This is a genomic window from Janthinobacterium sp. SUN120 (genome assembly GCF_030397735.1).
Lineage (GTDB): Bacteria > Pseudomonadota > Gammaproteobacteria > Burkholderiales > Burkholderiaceae_D > Janthinobacterium > Janthinobacterium kumbetense.
This window is the reverse complement of sequence record NZ_JAPUBW010000001.1, coordinates 2,132,400-2,154,415: the sequence shown is the minus strand read 5'-3', so window position 1 is coordinate 2,154,415 and position 22,016 is coordinate 2,132,400. Positions and strand designations below refer to the sequence as shown.

The 22,016-nt window shown below is 61.6% G+C and carries 22 protein-coding genes; 15 read left to right on the top strand and 7 right to left on the bottom strand.

All coding sequences use genetic code 11. The features are described from left to right. Positions 1-2: 2 nt before the first annotated feature. The 4 genes from O0879_RS09500 to kynU form a co-directional block, all read right to left on the bottom strand. Positions 3-2,057 carry a hypothetical protein gene (locus O0879_RS09500; protein WP_289916090.1) on the bottom strand — a complete coding sequence of 685 codons (2,055 nt, stop codon included), beginning with the start codon at positions 2,055-2,057 and terminating at the stop codon, positions 3-5. Positions 2,058-2,163: 106 nt separating this feature from the next. Then, positions 2,164-2,709: an alpha/beta hydrolase gene (locus O0879_RS09495; protein ID WP_289916182.1), complete on the bottom strand. Its 546-nt coding sequence runs from the start codon at positions 2,707-2,709 to the stop codon at positions 2,164-2,166. A gap of 140 nt (positions 2,710-2,849) precedes the next feature. Then, positions 2,850-3,719 carry a tryptophan 2,3-dioxygenase gene (gene kynA / locus O0879_RS09490; RefSeq protein ID WP_289916181.1) on the bottom strand — a complete coding sequence of 290 codons (870 nt, stop codon included), beginning with the start codon at positions 3,717-3,719 and terminating at the stop codon, positions 2,850-2,852. Positions 3,720-3,745: 26 nt separating this feature from the next. Further along, entirely contained in the window at positions 3,746-4,996 is a 1,251-nt protein-coding gene (kynU, locus tag O0879_RS09485) for a kynureninase (RefSeq protein WP_289916089.1), read from the bottom strand. 606 nt (positions 4,997-5,602) lie between these two features. On the opposite strand from kynU, the gene flhD reads away from it, so the two are divergent. The 14 genes from flhD (at position 5,603) to cheY (ending at position 18,538) form a co-directional block, all read left to right on the top strand. Next, complete coding sequence (flhD, locus tag O0879_RS09480; protein WP_034758381.1) at positions 5,603-5,920, top strand: flagellar transcriptional regulator FlhD; 318 nt, start codon at positions 5,603-5,605, stop codon at positions 5,918-5,920. Between the two features lie 48 nt (positions 5,921-5,968). Further along, positions 5,969-6,532, top strand: coding sequence for a flagellar transcriptional regulator FlhC (gene flhC, locus O0879_RS09475; RefSeq protein ID WP_099664754.1), 564 nt, complete (start codon positions 5,969-5,971; stop codon positions 6,530-6,532). Positions 6,533-6,653: 121 nt separating this feature from the next. After that, complete coding sequence (locus tag O0879_RS09470) at positions 6,654-7,415, top strand: class I SAM-dependent methyltransferase (protein WP_289916088.1); 762 nt, start codon at positions 6,654-6,656, stop codon at positions 7,413-7,415. Between the two features lie 219 nt (positions 7,416-7,634). Further along, positions 7,635-8,495 carry a flagellar motor stator protein MotA gene (motA, locus tag O0879_RS09465; protein WP_077401985.1) on the top strand — a complete coding sequence of 287 codons (861 nt, stop codon included), beginning with the start codon at positions 7,635-7,637 and terminating at the stop codon, positions 8,493-8,495. 58 nt (positions 8,496-8,553) lie between these two features. Further along, positions 8,554-9,531, top strand: coding sequence for a flagellar motor protein MotB (gene motB / locus O0879_RS09460; protein WP_077401988.1), 978 nt, complete (start codon positions 8,554-8,556; stop codon positions 9,529-9,531). A gap of 46 nt (positions 9,532-9,577) precedes the next feature. After that, positions 9,578-10,126 (top strand): chemotaxis protein, encoded by a 549-nt coding sequence (locus tag O0879_RS09455; protein ID WP_077401991.1) that lies wholly within the window; start codon positions 9,578-9,580, stop codon positions 10,124-10,126. Between the two features lie 83 nt (positions 10,127-10,209). After that, positions 10,210-10,575 carry a response regulator gene (locus tag O0879_RS09450; protein WP_034758362.1) on the top strand — a complete coding sequence of 122 codons (366 nt, stop codon included), beginning with the start codon at positions 10,210-10,212 and terminating at the stop codon, positions 10,573-10,575. A 43-nt stretch (positions 10,576-10,618) separates the two neighbouring features. Next, entirely contained in the window at positions 10,619-12,811 is a 2,193-nt protein-coding gene (gene cheA, locus O0879_RS09445; protein ID WP_289916087.1) for a chemotaxis protein CheA, read from the top strand. 30 nt (positions 12,812-12,841) lie between these two features. Beyond that, on the top strand, positions 12,842-13,348 hold the full coding sequence (locus O0879_RS09440) for a chemotaxis protein CheW (protein ID WP_034758356.1): 507 nt from the start codon (positions 12,842-12,844) through the stop codon (positions 13,346-13,348). 180 nt (positions 13,349-13,528) lie between these two features. Beyond that, positions 13,529-15,250, top strand: a complete 1,722-nt coding sequence (locus tag O0879_RS09435) for a methyl-accepting chemotaxis protein (RefSeq protein WP_289906584.1) — start codon at positions 13,529-13,531, stop codon at positions 15,248-15,250. A gap of 71 nt (positions 15,251-15,321) precedes the next feature. Further along, entirely contained in the window at positions 15,322-16,194 is an 873-nt protein-coding gene (locus O0879_RS09430) for a CheR family methyltransferase (protein WP_289916086.1), read from the top strand. A gap of 9 nt (positions 16,195-16,203) precedes the next feature. Next, the gene (gene cheD, locus O0879_RS09425; protein ID WP_034758343.1) at positions 16,204-16,812 is read left to right on the top strand and encodes a chemoreceptor glutamine deamidase CheD; all 609 of its coding nucleotides are present in this window, start codon (positions 16,204-16,206) and stop codon (positions 16,810-16,812) included. A gap of 109 nt (positions 16,813-16,921) precedes the next feature. Then, positions 16,922-17,992, top strand: a complete 1,071-nt coding sequence (locus tag O0879_RS09420) for a chemotaxis response regulator protein-glutamate methylesterase (RefSeq protein ID WP_289916085.1) — start codon at positions 16,922-16,924, stop codon at positions 17,990-17,992. A gap of 147 nt (positions 17,993-18,139) precedes the next feature. Beyond that, on the top strand, positions 18,140-18,538 hold the full coding sequence (gene cheY, locus O0879_RS09415; RefSeq protein ID WP_010396677.1) for a chemotaxis response regulator CheY: 399 nt from the start codon (positions 18,140-18,142) through the stop codon (positions 18,536-18,538). Positions 18,539-18,611: 73 nt separating this feature from the next. On the opposite strand, the gene O0879_RS09410 is transcribed toward cheY, so the two are convergent. Further along, a complete protein-coding gene (locus O0879_RS09410; RefSeq protein WP_289916084.1) occupies positions 18,612-19,364 on the bottom strand; it encodes an SDR family oxidoreductase in 753 nt (250 codons plus the stop codon). Between the two features lie 294 nt (positions 19,365-19,658). On the opposite strand from O0879_RS09410, the gene O0879_RS09405 reads away from it, so the two are divergent. Beyond that, entirely contained in the window at positions 19,659-20,111 is a 453-nt protein-coding gene (locus O0879_RS09405; protein WP_289916082.1) for a hypothetical protein, read from the top strand. A 65-nt stretch (positions 20,112-20,176) separates the two neighbouring features. Here the strand turns inward: O0879_RS09405 and panC are convergent, their stop codons facing one another. Both panC and O0879_RS09395 read right to left on the bottom strand, forming a co-directional pair. After that, on the bottom strand, positions 20,177-21,016 hold the full coding sequence (panC, locus tag O0879_RS09400) for a pantoate--beta-alanine ligase (RefSeq protein ID WP_289906586.1): 840 nt from the start codon (positions 21,014-21,016) through the stop codon (positions 20,177-20,179). Between the two features lie 54 nt (positions 21,017-21,070). Continuing rightward, on the bottom strand, positions 21,071-22,003 hold the full coding sequence (locus O0879_RS09395) for a ScpA family protein (protein WP_289916081.1): 933 nt from the start codon (positions 22,001-22,003) through the stop codon (positions 21,071-21,073). Positions 22,004-22,016 lie beyond the last annotated feature (13 nt).

Sequence of the window (22,016 nt, the reverse complement as noted above, 5' to 3'; positions counted from 1 at the left end):
CGTCACAATCCTATGGGGTAGGTTACCTGCCTGGGGGGCGGACAGCCTTCCGGGCCCGGGAACGTCTGCTTGCCCGTGTCATCGTAGCGCTTGCCGCAATCGACGAGCACGCGCTTGCGGAAGGTGTAGATGCTGGCCACCTTGCCGTTCGGGTGGTAGCAGATATAGTCGCCGTCGCGGTCGGCCGACGCGTAGCTGTTCATGGTTTGGCCATTCACCGTGCGCGTGCTGTGGCCGCTGCGCGGCTCCGTGCATTTGAGCTGGCCGCTTTCGTAATACACATTGAAGACGGAGGTGTCGGCGGCGCGGTCGACCAGCAGTTCGTCCTTGCGCTTGCCGTTCGGGTAGTTCTCGTATCCTTCCTGGCGCTGGCCGTACTGGAAGGCGTAGTAAGACTGCGGCTTGCCGTCCGGGTAGTACATGTGGTGGTACTCGCACACGTCGTCGCGCGTGCTGCCGTACTCCTGGAAGGTGCAGCGGTGGATGTCGTTGAGCAGCTGGCCGTCTTCATAGTATTCGCGCAGGTGCGTGAGCAGGCGGCCCTGATCGATGACGGCCAGGCGTTCCGGCTTGCCGTTCGGGTAGTAGCGCGCGTCCAGCCCCTGCTTCTTGCCGTTGTCCCACAAGGTGTCGAGGCGCAGGATCTTGCCGCTGTCGTCGAACGCCTGTTCGCGCCCATCGAGCTGGCCGTTGCGGTAGGTGGCCGTGTAGACCACGTATTCCTTGCCCGCCGGGCCCAGATAGCGCGTGCGGCTGCCATCGAGCACGCCGGCCTGGTAGTGGTCGCGCACGCGCAGCGCGCCTTGCGCATCCGTGTCGACCGCCTCGCCCTGTTTCTTGCCTTGCACAAAAGTGACGCTTTGCGTGACCTTGTCCTTGAGCCTGAGTTTCCACGGCCCGTCGCGCAAGCCGTCGATAAAGCTGCCGTCGCCGTCTTCCGTGATCCACGCGCCATGGAGCGCGCCGTTGACGTAGTTGCCGCGCGTTTGCAGCTTGCCGCCCATGCTGCGCTCGTGCGGGCCATTGAGCTGGCCGCCCGTGTAGGTGTCGAAGCCCGTCACTTCCTCTGCATCGGCATAGTTGACGACCGTCCAGCGGCCTTCGCGCTTGCCGGCCCGGTACATGCCGCTCTCGCTCTGCCTTGGATAATCGAAGCGCCACAGGCCTTCTTGCAAGCCGTTGACGAAATGTCCCTTTTCGCTGCCTTCGTGCATGCCTTCGCGCACCCACAGTCCCTGGCGCTTGCCCTTCACGTACTGGCCCCGTTCGACCACCGAACCGTCGTCCCAGGCCAGGCTGTAAATGATGGACGGGCCGTCTGCGCTGCCCGTGAACTGCCGCGGCGCCGTTTCCCATGTCACTTGCCACAGGCGGTAGTTGGGCAGGATGCCCGCGCCCGCGTCGCTGTACAGGGTGTAGCTGGCCGTCAGGTAGTGGTCACCTTTTTTCAGGAAGGTTTTCTTGTAGGTGATGGCGTCCTTGCCGCCAGCGGCCACGGGTTTGCCGTCATCGCTGTAGTAGCCGACGATGGTGCCTTGCGTATGGTCGATGGCGTCGAAGTCCGCATTGCCGCTCTTGCCTCGGGCGACGCTGTAGTCCATCGGCGCCAGTTTTGCCAGCGCGGCCTTGACCTGGCCCGCATTGGGACTGGCGCTTTGCGCCGCGATGCGGTTCAGGGCCGGCTGCAAGCCATCGAGGCGCCGGTATTTGCCGGAACTGCGGTGGTAGCGGTAGGCGCGCAAGCCGTCCTTGCCACCCTGGCGGAACAGCACCAGCATGGTTTGCACGCTGTCGTCCGTCTCCTTGTCCAGCGAGGCGTAGAAGACGGAACGAATGACGGCATTGCCGAACTGGTCGAGCAAAATCGGTTTCGCGTTGCCGCTCTTGCACTCGCAGTAATAGCCGTTGACGCCATCTTTTTCCTTGAGGAAGGCGATGTCGAAGCCGCTGTCCTGCGAGGCGCTGATGGCGGGATGGGCGAGGCTCTTGCCTTCATAAAAGGGCGCGCCGTGGGCCAGCGCGGAGCAGAGGAGCAAGGGCAGAAGCAGACGTTTCATCGTGTGGCTGGCGCCGGGGCGCCGCAATGGAAAGGCCACGATTCTGCCTGCGTTCTTACTTGTGGGCAAATATGCGCCTATCGTGCGCAGGTGCGCGCCCTGCGTGTCAGGGCTGGTGCGCGGCGCAGAAGTCCAGCAGCAGTTGCTCGCCATCCGGCCACGGGCCGTAGCCGGCGTCGCCGTTGATATGACCGGCGTCGCCGATCAGGGTGAAATCGCTGCCCCAGGCGGTGGCAAATGCGCGTGCGCGCGCGAAGCTGACGTAGGGATCATCGCCGCTGGCGACCACCAGGCTGGGGAATGGCAAGGCTTGCAGCGGCATCGGCGCAAAGCCCGTCGTGCCGGACGGGTAGGAGGGCGCTTCCACATCGCTGGGGGCGACGAGGAAGGCGCCGGCGATCCTGTGCGGCGAGCCGCTGGCCGCCCAGTGGGCCACCAGCGTGCAGGCCAGGCTGTGCGCCGCCAGCACGGGCGGGCGCTCGCAGGCGGCGATGGCGCGGTCGAGCTCCGCCACCCATTCGTCCTTGTCCGGCGTCTGCCATTCCCCGTGCGGCACGCGCGACCATTGCGGGTGGCGCGCTTCCCAATGGGTTTGCCAGTGCTGCGGCCCCGAATTCCACAGGCCGGCCAGGGTCAAGACGAGAGGCGACATCATTTCTCCTTATAAATAAAATGCCAGACAAAATCGTAGCGAGCGGCAACGTATTGTGGCCGAGACGCGCAGCTGTGCGCATGCACAGTGAGCATCGCAGGCCGCAAGGCGCGCCGCGCAGTAGATTTGGTCTGGCATTTTTATAGCTCCGTGCGCAGGGCGAACAGCTCCGGGAACAATACCACGTCGAGCATCTTGCGCAAATAGCTCACGCCCGCCGTGCCGCCCGTGCCCGTCTTGAAGCCGATGATGCGCTCCACCGTCGTCACATGGCGGAAGCGCCAGAAGCGGAAGGCCGTTTCCAGGTCCACCAGCTTTTCGGCCAGCTCGTACAGGGCCCAGTGTTTCGACGGGTCGCGGTAGACTTCCAGCCACGCCGCCTTGACCGAGGCGTCGGAGGCGGTCGGCAGGGTCCAGTCGGCGTTCAATCGTTCGGCGGAGATGGGCAAGCCGCTGCGCGCCAGCAGCTTGATGGCTTCATCGTAGACGGAGGGCGCGCGCAGGGCGGCGTCGAGCACCGCATAGGTTTCCGGCGCCGTCGTATGCACGTTGAGCAGGGCGGCGTTCTTGTTCCCCAAAATGAATTCGATTTCGCGGTACTGGAAGGACTGGAAGCCGGACGAGGCGCCCAGGTAGGGGCGGATGGCCGTATATTCGGGCGGCGTCATGGTGGCCAGCACGTCCCAGGCATGCACCAATTGATCCATGATGCGCGCCACGCGGGCCAGCATTTTAAAGGCTGGCGCCAAATCGCCGCTTTGCAGGTTGGCGCGCACGGCGTGCATTTCGTGCAGCATCAGCTTCATCCACAATTCGCTCGTCTGGTGCTGCACGATGAACAGCATTTCGTTGTGGTTCGGCGACAGCGGATGCTGGGCCGTGAGGATGCGGTCCAGCGCCAGGTAGTTACCGTAGCTCATAGATTCGCTGAAATCTATCTGTGCGCCATGCCACTGCGCGTCCTGGGCGCCGGCATGCATGGGGCAGCCGCTGGTGTTTTCCTTGTTCATAGTCTTGTCGTCGCTCATGGGATGGTTCAGGTGACCGCATCGCGCTTGGCGGCGATGTCGTAGGCTTGCGTGTCGAGGATGTCGCGCAGGATCTCCACGGCATCCCATACGTCGGCAAAACTCGTGTACAGGGGCGTGAAGCCGAAGCGCATGATGGCCGGTTCGCGGTAGTCGCCGATCACGCCGCGCGCGATCAGCGCCTGCATCACGGCATAGCCGTGCGGGTGCGTGAAGCTGACCTGGCTGCCGCGCCGCGCATGTTCGCGCGGCGTGACGAGGCCCAGCGGATGGCTGGCGCAGCGCTGTTCCACCAGCGCGATGAACAAATCGGTCAGGGCCAGCGACTTGCGGCGGATGGCTTCCATGCTCGTTTGCGCAAAGATATCGAGGCCGCATTCGACCAGGGCCAGCGAGAGTATCGGTTGCGTGCCGCACAGGGCGCGGGCGATGCCGTCGGCGGGCGCGAAGCCCGGATCCATGGCGAACGGCGTGGCGTGGCCCCACCAGCCGGACAAAGGCTGGCGGAAGCGCGCCTGGTGTTTTTCCGGCACCCAGATGAAGGCGGGCGAGCCGGGGCCGCCGTTCAGGTATTTATAGGTGCAGCCGACGGCCAGGTCGGCGCCGGCGCCATTCAGGTCCAGCGGCACGGCGCCTGCCGAATGGGCCAGGTCCCACAGCGCCAGCGCGCCGTGCGCGTGGCAATGGCTGCTGATGGCGGCCATGTCGTGCTGGTAGCCGGTGCGGTAGTTGACGTGCGTGAGCATGGCGACGGCGCAATCGGCATCGATGGCTTGCGCCAGCTCCTCGGGACTGTCGACCAGGCGCAGCTGGTAGCCGCGGTCCAGCCAGACGGCCAGGCCCTGTGCCATGTACAGGTCGGTGGGGAAGTTGCTGCGTTCGCTGACGATGTTCCTGCGCGCGGCCTGCGCCGGATCGCCGGCCTGCATCTGCAGGGCGGCGGCCAGGGCCTTGAACAGGTTGACGGAGGTGGTGTCTGTGATCACCACTTCGCCCGTGCCGGCGCCCAGCAGCGGTGCCAGGCGGTCGCCCAGGCGCTTGGGCAGGTCGAACCAGCCGGCCGTATTCCAGCTGCGGATCAGGTCCGTGCCCCATTCGGCCGTGATGACGTGCTGGGCGCGGGCCAGGGCCGCTTTCGGCCGCGCGCCCAGGGAATTGCCATCGAGGTAAATCACGCCTTGCGGCAAGTCGAATTGCTGGCGCAGGGGCGCCAGGGGATCGTCGAGGTCGCGCGCGCTGCAGTCATGTCGAGAAATCATGGTGGCTTTCATATTGATACTTGTCTGAATAGCATGATATTGCTTGAGGCTTAAAGTATCACGCGGAAGTGGCAGTGTAGCAAATCCCCGTCGCAAAACGTGTTTCCTGGCATGGGCAGGCGGCGAAAAAATGCCCGCTTGTGGGGCGTCAACGAAAAAAATCACGATTTTTAAAAATATTTTCAAATAGCCCTAAAGTTTTGCCAGGCGCCGCCGTCAACGATTACATGAACGGCGTTAAACCGACGGAAAAAGAATGCAGCTTTTTTAAATATTTTTCAAAAAAGCCCTAAAGTTCCTGCCAAGGCAGCCGTTATCTCAGTAGACAGGCTTGATTCTTATCAAGTTGTTGTAAAAAAGTGATATTTTTTACAGGCCAAAAGTCGGGCAAATCCGGCACAGAGCCAACCTCCCATATCCGCGCCGTTGCTGGCGTGCGACCATGATCGAGCAGTGTTTGTCAGACAAACACCTACGATCCCATCCGCTATTCCCCGACCAAAAATACAGCGCTTTGCCTCTGTTGCGTTTAATGTTGCTCCTGCAGAATGTATCTCACTGGCAACACACAACGCCAGCTGAATTCAACGGATTGAGGAGATGGAAATGACTGCTAACGACATGATGGCTGAGATTCGCGACGCTAACCTGAGCTACCTGATGCTGGCCCAGCAAATGATTCGTGCGGACAAAGTAACGGCCATCTTCCGTTTGGGCATTGCCGCCGAAATCGCCGAACTGATCGAGGGCATGAGCAATGCGCAGATCCTGAAACTGGCAGGTGGCAACATGATGCTGGCCCGCTTCCGCTTCGACGACAGCGCCATCCTGGGCATGTTGACGAACTACAATAAAGACCGCTCGCTGGCCCAGTCGCATGCTGCCATCCTGATGGCCGGCCAGGGCGTCGAAGAAATCGCTTAAGGTTTCCGACCTTATCAGTCAGTATCAGTCAGTAGTGGAGTACACAGCATGGCCAAGAAAAGTGTCGTATCGGAAGCGCAGGAAATCCAGCTGGCCATCGAATTGATACAGCTGGGCGCCCGTTTGCAACTGCTGGAGACGGAAGTCTCGCTGTCGCGCGAACGCCTGCTGAATCTGTACAAGGAATTGAAGGGTGTCTCGCCGCCCAAGGGCATGCTGCCGTTTTCCACCGACTGGTTCATCACCTGGCAACCGAATATCCATTCCTCGCTGTTCATCAATATCCACAAATTCCTCGTCGACCACGCCGGCGCCACCGGTATCGAAGCCGTGATGAAGGCATATAAGCTGTATCTGGAGCAAATGCCGCCCGAAGCGGGTGAAGAGCCCCTGCTGTCGCTGACGCGGGCCTGGACCCTGGTGCGCTTTTTCAGCAGCAAGATGCTGGACATGGCGCCCTGCGGCAAGTGCGGCGGCAAATTTGTCGTCAACTGCCTCGACCTGAACGCCGATTATGTGTGCGGCCTGTGCCACATGCCTTCGCGTGCCGGCAAGACCAAGAAGGCGCGCGATGAAGCGGCCGCTGTCGCGCCGCCGGGCGTCGCCGCCTGATGCTGCTTCAATAGCTGCCCGAATAATAGCCTCAGTGAAAACCGGAGCGGTCGCCAGACCGGACTCCGGTTTTTTCATGGTGCTTTCGCTTACACTGGCGTTTTCCTCCTTTGACTGCCCCATGCTGCAACAAATCCTGCGCGCGCCCGCGCTCAAGGCCATCCTGATCCAGGTGCTGGCCTTTCCCTTGATGTTGCTATTTGTATATGTTCTGGCGCGTGCCGGCGTGGCCATGTCGTTGCCGGCGGTGGCGTTGGTGCAGGGCGTGCTGGCGGCACTCATCACGTGGCGCGCGGGGCTGGCGCGCTGGTGGTGCGCCATCGGCCTGCTGTTTGCGCCCGCCTTGCTGGCGGCCAGCCTGCTCGATTTGCCGCCGGCCGTGTTCCTGGCGGCCTTTGTCTTCCTGCTGAGTTTGTACTGGTCGACGTTTCGCACGCAAGTGCCGTTTTATCCGTCGGGGCCGAAGGTGTGGCAGGCGGTGGCCGAGCTGATCGCGGACCGTCCCGGCGTGCGCCTGGTCGATATCGGCAGCGGCCTGGGCGGCCTGGTGCTGGACCTGGCGCGGCGCCGGCCCGACGGGCAGTTTTCCGGCATCGAGCTGGCGCCGCTGCCGTGGCTGGCAAGCCGCTTGCGCTCAGGACTGGCGGGCAGCCGCGCGCGCTTCCTGCGCGGCGACTACGAGGCGCTCGATTTCGGCCGCTACGATGTCGTCTTTGCCTACCTGTCGCCGGCGGCGATGGCGGCCCTGTGGCGCAAGGCGGAAAGGGAAATGTTGCCCGGTAGCATGCTTCTTAGTTACGAATTCCAGATTGCGGCACGCGAGCCCGATAAGACCATCGCCGCCACAGAGGGTGGCCCTTTACTTTACATATGGTGCTTTTAAGCAATTGTCTGCGTTATTTGCTTGCCCGTCGGGCAATCTCACGTTATTGTAGTTCCACACGGCATTTTCTCGGAATTGCATTGAAAAGCAGCGCATTTCAATTAACTTCCGGTTGCTTTTTTTGCCGCTGTCTTTGCCGGCGGCGCAGCCGCCAGAAGACAGGAACAGGTTTGAACACGCCGGGCATACAGCCCCGGCCATTATTGGGAGTCAGGGCACTTGTTAGTCATAATCGGATACATCATCGTCTGCGCCTCGGTCTTTGGCGGCTTCGCGTTGGCCGGCGGCCATCTGGCGGCGCTGTTCCAGCCGCTGGAGCTGCTGATGATCGGCGGCGCCGCCCTGGGCGCCTTCCTTGTTGGTAACAATAACAAGGCCATCAAGGCGACGATCGCCGCCTTGCCCAGCCTGTTCAAGGGTTCGCGCTATACCAAAGAACTGTACATGGAACTGATGTCGCTGCTGTTTGAAGTGCTCAGCAAAGTGCGCAAGGAAGGCTTGATGTCGATCGAAGGCGATATCGACAAGCCCGAGGAAAGCCCCCTGTTTTCCAAGTATCCGGCCGTGCTGGCCGACCACCACATCGTTGAATTCATGACCGATTACCTGCGCCTGATGGTGTCGGGCAATATGGATGCGTTCCAGATCGAAAACCTGATGGACAACGAAATCGAAACGCACCATCACGAAGGCGCCGTGCCGGCCCACGTGATCGCCAAGGTGGGCGATGGCTTGCCCGCCTTCGGTATCGTCGCCGCCGTGATGGGCGTGGTGCACACGATGGAATCGGTGGGCATCCCGCCGGCCGAGCTGGGCATGCTGATCGCGCATGCGCTGGTCGGCACCTTCCTCGGCATCTTGCTGGCGTATGGTTTCGTCGGACCGCTGGCCAGCCTGCTGGAGCAGAAGCTGGAAGAGTCGAGCAAGATGTTCCAGTGCGTGAAAGTGACCCTGCTGGCCAGCCTGAACGGCTATGCGCCGGCGCTGGCCGTGGAGTTCGGCCGCAAGGTGCTGTTCTCGACCGAGCGCCCGACGTTCAATGAGCTGGAAGACCACATCAAGAAATCGAAAACGAAGTAAGCAGTGAATATACGCCTGGACACCATGAGTCATTTGCAGCACACGGAAGGGGGACGCCATGGCCGATGAAGGCATGCGCCCGATTATCGTCAAGCGTATCAAGAAGACGGCTGGCGGACACCATGGCGGGGCGTGGAAAATCGCCTACGCCGACTTTGTCACGGCCATGATGGCCTTCTTCCTGCTGATGTGGCTGCTGGGCTCCACCTCGAAGGGCGACTTGAACGGCATTTCCGAATTCTTCAAGACCCCCTTGAAAGTGGCCATGGCGGGCGGTTCCGGCAGCGGCGAAAGCAATTCCGTGATCCAGGGCGGCGGCCAGGACTTGTCGCGCCAGGATGGGCAAGTGCGCAAGGCGCAGGAAGAGCAGCAGCGCAAGTCGTTCGACCTCAATTCCGCCAAGGCCGCGCTGGAACGCGAAGAGGGCAAGCGCCTGCAGGCGCTCAAGGCGCGCATCGAAGCGACCATCGACGCCAATCCCCTGCTGAAAAAATACAAGAACCAGTTGCTGCTCGATATCACCAGCGAAGGCTTGCGCATCCAGATCGTCGACGAGCAGAACCGTCCGATGTTTGCGCTCGCCAATGCGAATCTGCAACCGTACACCAAGGAAATCCTGCACGCCATCGGCTCCGTGCTCAATGAAGTGCCGAACCGCATCGGCCTGTCCGGCCATACGGATTCGACGCCCTACATGAGCGATGCCGGCTACAGCAACTGGGAATTGTCGGCCGACCGCGCGAACGCGTCGCGGCGCGAACTGGTGATTGGCGGCATGAAGGAAGAGAAAGTATTGCGCGTGGTGGGACTGGGCTCGGCCGCCCACCTGGACAAGCTCGACCCCTTCAATCCGATCAACCGGCGCATCAGCATCATCGTCATGAACAAACGCACGGAAGAAAATGTCCTGCGCGATGGCTCGGCGATCGAGCTGCCGGTGACCGATGCCGCTGCCGCCGCTGTCGCTTCAGGGCTGGCGGCCGGTGCGCCGCCCGCGGCGGCGCCAGCCCCCAGCCCGGTAGCGGCGAAAAAATAACACGCAAGGCTGTCGACGCGTGGTGTATTGAAACAATGAGACCTTTATGACAAGAAAGAAAATACTTGGCTCGCATGTAAAGCGCCTGCTGTCTGGCGTGTCGGACCATGGCCGCAAGCACTTGACGGAGGTGGAAACCGACCTGGTGCAGACCGGCATCTTGCTGGAAGAGGCGATCGAGAAGCTGTCCTTCAATTTCATGGCGATACACGCAGCTGTTGCTGCGCAGCAAGATACCATCGCCTTGCTGCTCGACGGCGGTATTCCGGCCGAGCAGCAGCGGGAAAAACTGCTGGCATTGCAGGATGAGGTGGGGGGCTACGTGAATGCCGCCATCACCAGCCTGCAGTTCCAGGACATGACCAGCCAGCTGATCGAGCGCACCTTGAAGCGCGTGACGGGCTTGCGCGAGTTCCTCGGAACCCTGGGCTCGCATGGCGCGGAGATGTTGCCGGAGAGCGACAATGAAGAAATTGTCGCCTTGCTGGGGCGGGTCAGCATGGCGCTGGCGATTCAAAGCCTGGAGTTGCGCAGCGTGCTGCGCAAGGCTGTCAGTCAACAGCATTTGGAAAGTGGCGACATCGAGCTGTTCTAGCATGCCAGTGCGGAACGCTTGTGGTTGCATGGATTGATTAATCAAATACTCGGGCAGGATGCCCGGAATAAGTGGGAGCAAAGATGGCCAAAACGATACTTGCAGTGGACGATTCCAGCTCATTGCGCCAGATGGTGGCGTTCAGCCTGAAAGCCGCCGGTTACCAGGTGGTGGAGGCCGTCGACGGCCAGGATGGACTGGAAAAAGCCAAGCTGCAAACCGTGGACCTGGTATTGACGGACCAGAACATGCCGCGCATGGATGGCCTGGAGCTGATCAAGCTGCTGCGCGAACTGCCGACCTACCAGAAGGTACCCATCCTCATGCTGACGACGGAGTCGTCGGACGAGATGAAATCGAAGGGACGTGCCGCCGGCGCCAATGGCTGGCTGGTCAAGCCGTTCGATCCGCAACGCCTGATCGAAGTGGTCAAGAAGGTGATCGGCTGATGCCAGCCGCGCAGCACAACGATGCAATTGACGGAGTCACCCTATGACCATCGATATTAGCCAGTTTTTTCAGGTCTTTTTCGATGAGGCCGAAGAACTGCTGGCTGAAAAAGAACGGCTGCTGCTGGCCGTTGATATTGCGGCGCCCGACGCCGAAGACCTGAATGCCATTTTCCGCACCGCCCATTCGATCAAGGGCGGTGCATCGACGTTCGGCCTGAGCGACATGAGCGAGGTAACGCACATCCTCGAGTCGCTGCTCGACCGCATCCGCCAGGGCCAGATGGCCCTGACAGCGGAACACGTCGACGCCTTCTTGGCGGCCAAGGATATCCTCAAGATGCAGCTCGACGGCCACCGCCTGGGCAGCGCCGTCGACCAGGATGCCGTGGCCAATGTGCGCATGATGCTGCAGTCGTTCTCGCAGGACGTGCCCGTGGCCGCGCTCACGCCCGTCGCGCCGGCTTTCCATACGGCGGAAAAGGCCGCCGTCAGTCATGCCGGCGGCCATCGCATCCGCCTGGAGCTGCCGGCCATGGAGCCGCGCGAAGTCGATGCGCTGGCGGCCGAACTGGGCTTGCTGGGCGACGTCGTGGTATCAAGCCTGCCCGACGCGCGCAAGGTGCTGGAAGTGACGACGCATGAAAGCCTGGACGATATCCTGGCCATCTGCTCCTTCGTGCTCAATCCGGACGACATGGTGATCACGCAGGCGCCGCCACTGGCGCCAGGCGAAGCCGAAGCGGCCCGCGCGGCGCAGGAAAAAGCCCAGGGCTACGGCTTCTTCGACCCGCTGCCGGGCGCGCAGGGCGCGGCCGATCCCGGCTACGGCTTCTTCCAGCCGCTCGAGGACATCCGCGCCGCCGCAGGCGTGCAGAGCGAGGCCGAACAGGGCTACGGTTTCTTCCAGCCGCTCGAACAGATTCGCGCCGACGCGGCCAAGGCGAGCAACGCCGGCGCCGCGGCCACGCCGGTCGTGGCCAGCGCCGTGGCCGAAGCGGAGCAGGAAAAGAAACCGGCCAAGAAAGAGGGCGACAAGGCCGGCGCCGAATCGTCGTCGATCCGCGTCTCGATCGAAAAAGTCGACCAGCTGATCAACCTGGTGGGTGAACTGGTGATCACGCAGGCGATGATCGAGCAGCGCGCCAGCGCGCTCGACCCGATGCTGCATGAAAAACTGCTCGACAGCGTCAGCCACCTGACGCGCAATACGCGCGACTTGCAGGAAGCGGTGATGTCGATCCGCATGATGCCGATGGATTTCGTCTTTTCGCGCTTCCCGCGCATGGTGCGCGACCTGGCGACGAAACTGGGCAAGAAGGTCGACTTCATCACCAATGGCGCCGCCACGGAACTGGACAAGGGCCTCATCGAGCGCATCGTCGATCCGCTCACGCACCTGGTGCGCAACAGTATCGACCATGGCGTGGAAATGCCGGCCGCCCGCGTGGCCGCCGGCAAGACCGAGGCTGGCCGTTTGTTCCTTTCGGCCAGCCACCAGGGCGGCAACATCATCATCGAAGTATCCGATGACGGCGCGGGCCTGAACCGCGAGCGCATCCTGGCCAAGGCCGCGCAGCAGGGCCTGGATGTGTCCGAGACGATGAGCGACGCCGACGTGTGGCAGCTGATTTTCGCGCCCGGCTTTTCCACCGCCGAAGCGGTCACCGACGTGTCGGGCCGCGGTGTGGGCATGGATGTCGTCAAGCGCAACATCAGCGCCATGGGCGGCGTCGTCGACATCCGTTCGGCGAAGGGTTTCGGCACGACGATTTCCATCTCGCTGCCGCTGACCCTGGCCATCCTGGACGGCATGTCGATTCGCGTCGGCGACGAAGTGTATATTTTGCCTCTGGGCTTTGTCATCGAATCGCTGCAACCGGCCGTTGAGGATATCAAGGACATCAGTGGCAAGGGGCAGGTGGTGAAAGTGCGCGGCGAATACCTGCCCTTGATCCCGCTGTACCAGATGTTCGACATCGCGCCGCGCTTTACCAGTCCCTCGGAAGGCATCTGCGTGATCCTCGAGACGGAAGGGCGCAAGGCGGCCCTGTTTGTCGACGACCTGGTGGGACAGCAGCAGGTCGTGGTGAAAAACCTCGAATCGAATTACCGCAAGGTGGTGGGCATTTCCGGCGCCACCATCCTGGGCGATGGCGGCGTGTCGCTGATTCTCGATGTCGCCGCCCTGATCCGTTCCTCTCGCCAGCTGGCCGACGAGTCCATTTTTTCGTAATACCGATAGATAAAGATAGGAAAACGCACCATGTCAGATACTCAACAAACATCCGGAAGCAATGCGGGCGACGGCAAGGACATCGCCGGCCGTGAATTCCTGGCCTTCACCCTGGGCTCCGAAGAGTACGGCATCGATATCCTGAAGGTTCAGGAAATCCGCGGCTATGAAGCGGTTACCCGCATCGCCAACGCGCCAGAATTCATCAAGGGCGTGATCAACCTGCGCGGCATCATCATCCCCGTGGTCGACATGCGCATCAAGTTCAACCTGGGCACGCCCGTGTACGACCAGTTCACGGTGGTGATCATCCTGAACATCGGCGGACGCATCGTCGGCATGGTGGTCGACAGCGTTTCCGACGTCACCACCTTGACGCCGGAGCAGGTGAAGCCGGCGCCGGAAATGGGCACAGCCTTCTCGACCGACTACATGATCGGCCTGGGCACCATCGACGAGCGCATGCTGATCCTGGTCGATATCGACAAGCTGATGTCGAGCAGCGAGATGGGCCTGATCGACAAGCTGGCGGCGTAAGCGGCAGCAAGGCGGCGCCCGGTGCGCCGCCGTTTTGGCACGCAAAGAATCACTACAGATATGCATGTACCGGTGCGACTAGAGGCGCGCCGGTAGGCTGCAAGGTCCGTCAGAGACCAGGCCACAACACGGCGCCGTCCGGTTGAACGGGCGCCGTTCACATAAATATTGGAGACTGTAATGAGTTTGCGCGATTTCAAGATAGGCACCCGGCTGGGGATAGGTTTTGGCAGTATCCTCGCCATCCTGGTGGTAGTGATCGTTTCGGCGAATGCACTGAATTACCGTAACAAGGCCCAGTTGCTCACGGGTCTGGAGCTGGCAAGCGAAAAGAATACGCAGGCGTCGCTGATGAAAAGCGCGATGCTGGAAACGGGTATCGCCATGCGCAATATCGGCCTGCAGGGCGATGTGGGGCTGATGCAGGTGGAAGAGGGCAAGGTGCGCGAGCAGCGCAAGCTGTACGACGGCGCGCGCGGAAAACTGGCCAGCCTGGGGCTGTCCGAGGGCGAGAAAGCGCTGCTGGCTAATATCGCCAAGGTTGACGGCGAAGTCGATGCGGCCTTCAAGGAAGCGATGGGGCAGGTACTGGCGTTTAACAGCGAGGGAGCGGCGAAGGTTATTGCCACCCGCATCGATCCCTTGAACAAGACGACCCTGGCCGACATCAACAAGCTGCTCGACTTGCAGCATGTGGCGCAGCAAAGCTTCATGGACGACTCGCTGGCGGCCGATGCGCGCCTGATGACGGTGTTGTTCATCCTGGGCGGCGCGGCGGTGGCGATCGGCGCCTGGTGCGCCATCTTCATCACGCGTTCGATCACGGTGCCGTTGTCCGGCGCCCTGGCCGTGGCGCAGAAGGTGGCTGCCGGCGAGCTGACAGCGCGCGTGGTGGTCGAAGGCAAGGATGAAACGAGCGCCTTGCAGCAGGCGCTCAAGGACATGAACGCGAGCCTGGTGCAGACGGTCAGCGACGTGCGCCAGGGAACGGATACGATTACCGTGGCGTCGCGCGAGATCGCCAGCGGCAATGCGGACCTGTCGGCGCGCACGGAAACGCAAGCCAGTTCGCTCGAAGAGACGGCATCGTCCATGGAAGAACTGACGTCGACCGTGAAGCAGAACGCGGACAACGCGCGCCAGGCCAACCAGCTGGCCGTGTCGGCGTCGTCGGTGGCGGAGCAGGGTGGCAAGGTGGTGGCGCAAGTGGTCGATACCATGGGTTCCATCAAGGACAGTTCACGCAAGATCGTCGACATTATCGGCGTCATCGACGGCATCGCGTTCCAGACGAATATCCTGGCCTTGAATGCGGCCGTCGAAGCGGCACGCGCCGGCGAGCAGGGACGCGGCTTTGCGGTGGTGGCGTCGGAAGTGCGCAACCTGGCGCAGCGTTCGGCTGGTGCAGCGAAAGAGATCAAGGGCCTGATCGGCGACTCGGTCGACAAGGTCGACGCGGGCAGCCGCCTGGTGGACGAGGCGGGGCAGACCATGGGCCTGATCGTTACGTCGATCCGGCAGGTGGCCGACATCATGGGCGAGATCACGGCGGCAACGCAGGAACAGAGCCATGGCATCGAGGAAGTGAACCAGGCCATCGCGCAGATGGACCAGATGACGCAGCAGAACGCGGCGCTGGTCGAGGAAGCGGCGGCGGCGGCCGAAAGCATGCAGGATCAGGCGCAGAAACTGGCCGATGCCGTCAGCATCTTCAAGCTCGATGGCGAGAGCGGGGCGCAGGCGGCCATGCCTGCACCCGCGCCAGTAGTCAAGATGGCTGCACGGCCGGCACCGAGTGTGGCGGCAAATACACGGCGGTTGGCAAAGACGGCGCAAGCCGGCACGCCACCGCCCGCGAAAAAGCTGGCGGCGGCCGGCGGCGACGATTGGGAAGAGTTCTGACGCCAACCCGGTCCCGCTAGTTATACTTGCAAAGGCATTGGTCAGAGTAGTCATAGAGAGGTAAAAACAAAATGCCGCAAACTAAAACGGATTCGGTCAAGGAATTTGATTTCACTGGCAAGGACTTTGAACGGGTCCGCGCCATGATTTACAAGCGGGCCGGCATCGCGCTGGCCGACAGCAAGCAGGAGATGGTCTACAGCCGTCTGGCGCGGCGCCTGCGCGCGACCGGCATCTCCTCGTTCGTCCGCTACCTGGACGACCTGGAAGCGGGCCGCATGGGCGACGAGTGGGAAGCGTTCACTAATGCGCTGACGACCAACCTGACGTCGTTCTTCCGCGAGGCGCATCACTTTCCGCTGCTGGCCGAGCATGTGAAAAAACTGAGCGGGCCGATCACCATCTGGTGTTCGGCCAGTTCCACAGGCGAGGAGCCGTATTCGATCGCCATGACGGTGTGCGAGGCATTCAATACGCTCACGCCGCCCGTCACCATCATCGCCACGGACATCGACACGAACGTGCTGGCCACGGCCGCCAATGGCGTCTACAACCTGGACCGGCTCGACAAGATGCCGGCCGACCGTGCGCGGCGCTTTTTCTTGCGCGGCAAGGGTGATCGCGAGGGGCAGGTGCGGGTGCGCCCGGAACTGCGCCAGATGATCACCTTCAAGCCGCTCAACCTGCTGGCCGACAGCTGGCCGGTGACGGGCCAGTTCGACGTCATCTTTTGCCGTAACGTGATGATTTATTTTGACAAGGCGACGCAGCGCAAGATCCTGTCGCGCTTTGTGCCGTTGATGAAGCCGGATGCCCTGCTGTTTGCGGGCCATTCGGAGAATTTTCTGTACGTGTCGGATTCATTGAAGCTGCGCGGTAAAACAGTCTATGAGCTCGATCAGCCTCGGGGCACCGCGCCCAGGGCATCGTCGCATCGTACATGAGAGTGAAATATGAGCCTGGAATCCAAAGAGCAATTCGCCACTAACGTCTATTACGACAGGACGTTCAATTGTGACGCCGCCAAGATCTTGCCTGGTGAGTATTACTTTACCAATAAGGACATGCTGATCGTCACCGTGCTCGGCTCCTGCGTCTCGGCCTGCATCCGCGACCGCGTCACGGGCCTGGGCGGCATGAACCACTTCATGCTGCCCGATGGCGGCAGCGATCCGAATAGCCCGATTTCCGCGTCGATGCGCTATGGTACCTACGCCATGGAGATACTGATCAACGATTTGCTGAAGGCGGGCGCGCGGCGCGAGAACATGGAAGCGAAAGTGTTCGGCGGCGGCGCCGTGCTGCGCGGCTTCACGGCGATCAACGTGGGCGAGCGCAATGCGGCCTTCGTCATCAATTACCTGAAGGCGGAAAAGATGCGCGTGGTGGCGGAAGACCTCAATGACATCCACCCGCGCAAGGTGTATTTTTTCCCCCGCAGCGGCAAGGTGCTGGTGAAAAAGCTGATGCAGACGCATAACGATACGCTGGTGCGCCGCGAACTCGATTACGCAAGCCGTCTCAAAGTCGCGCCGGTGGGTGGCGAAGTCGAGCTGTTCTGACAAACACCAGACCAAACCTGCTGCGCGTCGCGCCGTGCGGCTTGCGGCGATTTTGTCCGGTGTACTAATTTAATAAAGAATAAGGGCCGCAAGGCCTGGAAGGATAACTATGAAGATCAAAGTATTGATCGTGGATGATTCGGCCTTGATCCGCAGCGTGATGACGGAAATCGTGAACAGCCAGCCCGACATGGAAGTGGTGGGCGCTGCGCCCGATCCGCTGGTGGCGCGCGAGATGATCAAGCAGACCAACCCCGACGTGCTGACCCTCGACGTCGAGATGCCGAAGATGGATGGCCTCGACTTCCTGGAAAAACTGATGCGCTTGCGCCCGATGCCGGTATTGATGGTGTCGTCGCTGACCGAGCGCGGTTCGGAAATCACCATGCGCGCGCTGGAGCTGGGCGCGGTCGATTTCGTCACCAAGCCGAAGATTTCCATCCAGAGCGGCATGCGCGAGTACACGGACATGATCGCCGACAAGATCCGCGCCGCCTCGAAGGCGCGCATCCGCGCGCGCACCCTGCCGTCGGCCAGCGACAAGGTGGCCGCGCCGCTGCCTGCGCTGCGCAGCCCGTTGACGTCGAGCGAAAAGCTGATCATCGTCGGCGCCTCCACGGGCGGCACGGAAGCGATCCGCGAATTCCTCATGCAGATGCCGTCCGATTGTCCCGGCATCCTGATCACGCAGCACATGCCGGAAGGCTTTACGCGCTCGTTTGCGCGCCGCCTCGATTCGCTGTGCAAGATATCGGTGCAGGAAGCGGCGGGCGGCGAACGGGTACTGCCCGGCCACGCCTACATCGCGCCCGGCCATTCGCACCTGACCCTGACGCGCAGCGGCGCCAACTACATGACCAAGATCGACCAGGGTGAGCCGGTGAACCGCCACCGCCCGTCCGTCGACGTGCTGTTCCGTTCGGCCGCGCAATCGGCCGGTAAAAATGCCGTCGGCGTGATCCTTACCGGCATGGGCAAGGATGGCGCACAAGGCATGTTGGAGATGAAGGCTGCAGGAGCGTATAATTTTGCGCAGGATGAAGCCAGTTGCGTGGTGTTCGGCATGCCGCGCGAGGCGATCGCCGTCGGTGCTACGCATGAGATCGGCGCTCTGACGGCGCTGCCTGGCATGGTGCTGGGACACCTGGCTGCGCATGGCATGCGTGCTTTGCGCGTGTAAGCCACGTTTTATATGATCTGAGGCAAGTTTGTTCGCCTAAAAGCAACGAAAATGCTATCCTACAACTTGCTGCCGTAGTGTCGACCATAATGTCGGCATTCATGTCGATATTATTAACAAACCGCTACAGAAACAACGGAGTTATTCATGGCTGATCCAAAGATGAAATTTTTAGTCGTTGACGATTTTTCGACGATGCGCCGCATTGTCCGGAATCTGTTGAAGGAACTGGGTTATGCCAACGTCGATGAGGCGGAAGACGGCGTGATGGGCCTGGCCAAGCTGCGCGCGGAATCGTACGATTTCGTCGTGTCGGACTGGAACATGCCAAACATGGATGGCCTGACGATGCTGCAGCATATCCGCGCCGATCCCGCACTGGCCAAGCTGCCCGTGCTGATGGTCACCGCCGAAGCGAAAAAAGAAAACATCATCGCCGCCGCCCAGGCTGGCGCCAGCGGTTATGTCGTCAAGCCGTTCACGGCCGCGACCCTCGATGAAAAGCTGAACAAGATTTTCGAGAAGCTGGAAAAAGCCGGCGCCTGATCACGGCTTGATACCGATCAAGAAAAACGCTGCCAATGCGAATTGGCAGCGTTTTTTTTCGTCCGCAAAAAACTCAGACCAGCCCGCCATTCGCGCGCAGGGTCTGGCCATTCACCCAGCGGCCATCCGGCCCTGCCAGAAAAGCCACGGCGGCGGCGATGTCGTCCGGCGTGCCCAGGCGCTCCAATGGCGCCATCTTGCCCATGCGCTGTATCGTTTCTTCCGTCTTGCCGTTCAAGAACAACGCCGTGGCCGTGGGGCCGGGGGCGACGGCGTTGACGGTGATGTTCTTGCCGCGTAACTCTTTTGCAAAGATATTCGTCATCGTCTCGATGGCCGCCTTGGTAGCGCCGTAGACGGCATAGCCGGGCAGGGCCAGGCCGATCACGCTGGTGGAGAAATTGACGACGCTGCCGCCGTGGCGCAAGCGCGTCGCCGCCTGGCGCATGGTGTTGAAGCTGCCCTTGACGTTGATGGCGAACAGGCTGTCGAAGGTGGCGTCGTCCGTGTCGGCCAGGGCCGGCAGCGCGGGCGGCATGATGCCGGCATTGTTGACCAGCACGTCGACGCCGCCATAGGCCGCCTCGGCCGCATCGAACAGGGCTTGCACCTGGCCCGCGTCGGCGACGTTGGCCTTGACGGCGATGGCGGCGCCGCCGTCGGCCACGATGGCCGCCACCAGCTGCTCCGCTTCCACGTTGCCGCTGGCGTAATTGACGACGACCTGCATGCCGTCGCGCACCAGGCGGCGGGCGATGGCCGCGCCGATGCCGCGCGAAGCGCCCGTGACGATGGCGACCTTGGCCGGTATAGCTGCTGTGTTCATGGGTGTTCTCCTGTTGTGGTGGGAGGCCCGCATGTTGTCGCTGCGAACCAGTGCAGCCATTGTCATCTTTATTGATTGTTGGATAAAGATGGGTTTGATGATTTCAGTGTGCAAATTGCATTAACAATTGTCCCAGGCTTGCCGGGTACGGGCAGAGATGATCCCACTGTCTGCAGATAATTGCGCAAAGGAATGAAATATTTCCCAAAGTTAACTTTACACGTCAAATAATTTGGCCCATGATCGCTGCAGTATTTCCCCTTTGTCCCCGACCCCGACAAGAAGGAGCGCACGATGCGCCGAGCACCCGTATTATTTTTCGCCCTGGGCACGGCCCTGTTAACGGCCTGCGGCGTGAGCCTGGAGCAAACGGCCGTTGCGCCCGTCGCGTCGGTCGAGATGCAGGAGCCTGCCGCGCAGCCGGTAGCCGAAGCCGATGGCCGGCATGCCTATTTGCACCGCGTGGGCGGCCATGACTATGTCAGCCTGAGCAAGCATGGCCCGCAGGGCGGCTTGCCGATACTCACGGGTACGCAGCGCCATGCGCACGCCATCCGCCTGCTGGCGGCCGATCCGGCTCAGGCGCGGGCCATCCTGCGCAGCCTGAGGCTGCCTGCGAACCAGCGCAAGCTGTGGGCGGGAGAAGAAATCGTGCTCGATGCGGCCAGCTATGACATGTTGCAAGCGGCACGCGGCAGCAACAGGCCGCTGTTTGCCGAACTCAAGCTGGTAGGGATGGAGAAGTAAGGAAAAGAAACAGAAACAGAAACGGGACCGAATGGCCCCGTCGAGGTGACGCTTGGAGATGGCGCTTAAATTTCCAGATTGTCGATCAGGCGAGTCTGCCCCAGCTTGGCGGCGGCCAGCACCACCAGCGGTTCGCCGGCAGCCAGCTCTGCCGCGTTCGGCGCCTGCAGGTTGGCGCGCTTGCGCACGGCGATGTAGTCCGATTTCCAGCCGCGGCCGTCCAGCAGCTGCATGGCCGCCTGTTCCAGTTCGCCGACGGCCAGGTTACCCTTGCGCACTTCCTCGGCGACGAAATTGAGGCCCTTGTACAGTTCCGGCGCTTCCGCGCGTTCGCTTTCCGACAGGTACATATTGCGCGAGGACAAGGCCAAGCCATCGTCTGCGCGGTAGGTCTCGGCGGCGATGATTTCCGTCGGCAGCGCGAACTGGCGCGCCATGTTGCGGATGATCATCAACTGCTGGTAATCCTTCTTGCCGAACACGGCTACGCGCGGACCCACGCACGAAAACAGCTTGGTGACGACCGTGCACACGCCTTCGAAGAAGCCGGGACGGAATTCGCCTTCCAGGGTATTGCCCAGGTCATCGGGCGGGCGCACGCGGTATTCCTGCGGCTCCGGGTACAGTTCCTTTTCCGTGGGCGCGAACAGCACGTACACGCCTTCCTTTTCCAGCTTGGCGATGTCGGCCGCCATGGTGCGCGGATATTTCTCGAAGTCTTCGTTCGGGCCGAATTGCAGGCGGTTCACGAAGATCGAGGCGACGACGGGGTCGCCATGCTTGCGCGCCAGGCGCATCAGCGACAGGTGGCCTTCGTGCAGGTTGCCCATGGTGGGGACGAACGCCGTGCGCAGCTGTCCGCTGAGCTGGTCGCGCAATTCTTCGATGTCGGAAATAATTTTCATGGATTGCTTTCGCTAAAACCCCGTTGTACGGTGGTCAGTGACAAAGGGAAGGAGTCAGGCGGGCGAATAGGCCAGCCGGACGTAGATGGGGGCAAACGGTTCTGCCTGTGTGATTTCGATCAGGGTTTCCTTGGCCAGTTCCAGCAGGGCCACGAAGTTGACCACCACCACGGGCACGCCGCCGGCAATGTCGAACAACTCGCTGAATTCGACGAAGCGCGACGATTGCAAGTGGCGCAGGATGCTCGACATGTGCTCGCGCACGGACAGTTCCTGGCGGCTGATGCGGTGATGCTGGGTCAGTTTGGCGCGTTTCAGCACGTCGAGCCACGCCTGCTGCAAGTCCACCGGTTCCACGTCGGGCCAGGTGGGCGTCAGGCTTTGCTCGATGAAAATCTGCGTGCGCACGAAATCGCGCTCGAACTGCGGGATGGCGTTCAGGTCGTAGGCAGCCAGCTTGATCTGTTCGTACTCGAGCAGGCGGCGCACCAGTTCGGCACGGGGATCGCCGCCATCTTCCTCGACGTCGCTCTTACGCGAAGGCAAGAGCATGCGCGACTTGATCTCGATCAACATGGCCGCCATCAACAAATACTCGGCGGCCAGTTCCAGGTTGCGCACGCGGATCTGGTCGACATATTTCAGATATTGCAGGGTCACCTGCGCCATCGGGATATCGAGAATGTTGAAATTTTGCTTGCGGATCAGGTAGAGCAGCAAGTCGAGCGGGCCTTCGAAGGCTTCGAGGAAGATTTCCAGCGCGTCCGGCGGAATGTACAAATCCGTCGGCATGCGCATCATCGGCTCGCCATACAGGCGGGCGATGCCCAGCGGGTCGGCGGCGGGCGCCTCGTCCGTTACTGCCGTGGCGGATGCTGCAGGGTCGCCGCTGCCGTCGCCGCCAGCGGCGGGGTCGGGCGACTCGATGACTGCGCCGGCACCGGAAGCGTCGGCTTCCGGCGTGACTGCAGACTCTTCAGGCAACATCGTGCCGGTTCCA

Bases quoted from the DNA above. Each gene is read 5' to 3' on its own strand.
- O0879_RS09500 (WP_289916090.1), bottom strand. From the start codon at position 2,057: ATGAAACGTCTGCTTCTGCCCTTGCTCCTCTGCTCCGCGCTGGCCCAC.
- O0879_RS09495 (WP_289916182.1), bottom strand. From the start codon at position 2,709: ATGTCGCCTCTCGTCTTGACCCTGGCCGGCCTGTGGAATTCGGGGCCG.
- kynA (WP_289916181.1), bottom strand. From the start codon at position 3,719: ATGAACAAGGAAAACACCAGCGGCTGCCCCATGCATGCCGGCGCCCAG.
- kynU (WP_289916089.1), bottom strand. From the start codon at position 4,996: ATGATTTCTCGACATGACTGCAGCGCGCGCGACCTCGACGATCCCCTG.
- flhD (WP_034758381.1), top strand. From the start codon at position 5,603: ATGACTGCTAACGACATGATGGCTGAGATTCGCGACGCTAACCTGAGC.
- flhC (WP_099664754.1), top strand. From the start codon at position 5,969: ATGGCCAAGAAAAGTGTCGTATCGGAAGCGCAGGAAATCCAGCTGGCC.
- O0879_RS09470 (WP_289916088.1), top strand. From the start codon at position 6,654: ATGCTGCAACAAATCCTGCGCGCGCCCGCGCTCAAGGCCATCCTGATC.
- motB (WP_077401988.1), top strand. From the start codon at position 8,554: ATGGCCGATGAAGGCATGCGCCCGATTATCGTCAAGCGTATCAAGAAG.
- O0879_RS09455 (WP_077401991.1), top strand. From the start codon at position 9,578: ATGACAAGAAAGAAAATACTTGGCTCGCATGTAAAGCGCCTGCTGTCT.
- O0879_RS09450 (WP_034758362.1), top strand. From the start codon at position 10,210: ATGGCCAAAACGATACTTGCAGTGGACGATTCCAGCTCATTGCGCCAG.
- cheA (WP_289916087.1), top strand. From the start codon at position 10,619: ATGACCATCGATATTAGCCAGTTTTTTCAGGTCTTTTTCGATGAGGCC.
- O0879_RS09440 (WP_034758356.1), top strand. From the start codon at position 12,842: ATGTCAGATACTCAACAAACATCCGGAAGCAATGCGGGCGACGGCAAG.
- O0879_RS09435 (WP_289906584.1), top strand. From the start codon at position 13,529: ATGAGTTTGCGCGATTTCAAGATAGGCACCCGGCTGGGGATAGGTTTT.
- O0879_RS09430 (WP_289916086.1), top strand. From the start codon at position 15,322: ATGCCGCAAACTAAAACGGATTCGGTCAAGGAATTTGATTTCACTGGC.
- cheD (WP_034758343.1), top strand. From the start codon at position 16,204: ATGAGCCTGGAATCCAAAGAGCAATTCGCCACTAACGTCTATTACGAC.
- O0879_RS09420 (WP_289916085.1), top strand. From the start codon at position 16,922: ATGAAGATCAAAGTATTGATCGTGGATGATTCGGCCTTGATCCGCAGC.
- cheY (WP_010396677.1), top strand. From the start codon at position 18,140: ATGGCTGATCCAAAGATGAAATTTTTAGTCGTTGACGATTTTTCGACG.
- O0879_RS09410 (WP_289916084.1), bottom strand. From the start codon at position 19,364: ATGAACACAGCAGCTATACCGGCCAAGGTCGCCATCGTCACGGGCGCT.
- O0879_RS09405 (WP_289916082.1), top strand. From the start codon at position 19,659: ATGCGCCGAGCACCCGTATTATTTTTCGCCCTGGGCACGGCCCTGTTA.
- panC (WP_289906586.1), bottom strand. From the start codon at position 21,016: ATGAAAATTATTTCCGACATCGAAGAATTGCGCGACCAGCTCAGCGGA.
- O0879_RS09395 (WP_289916081.1), bottom strand. From the start codon at position 22,003: ATGTTGCCTGAAGAGTCTGCAGTCACGCCGGAAGCCGACGCTTCCGGT.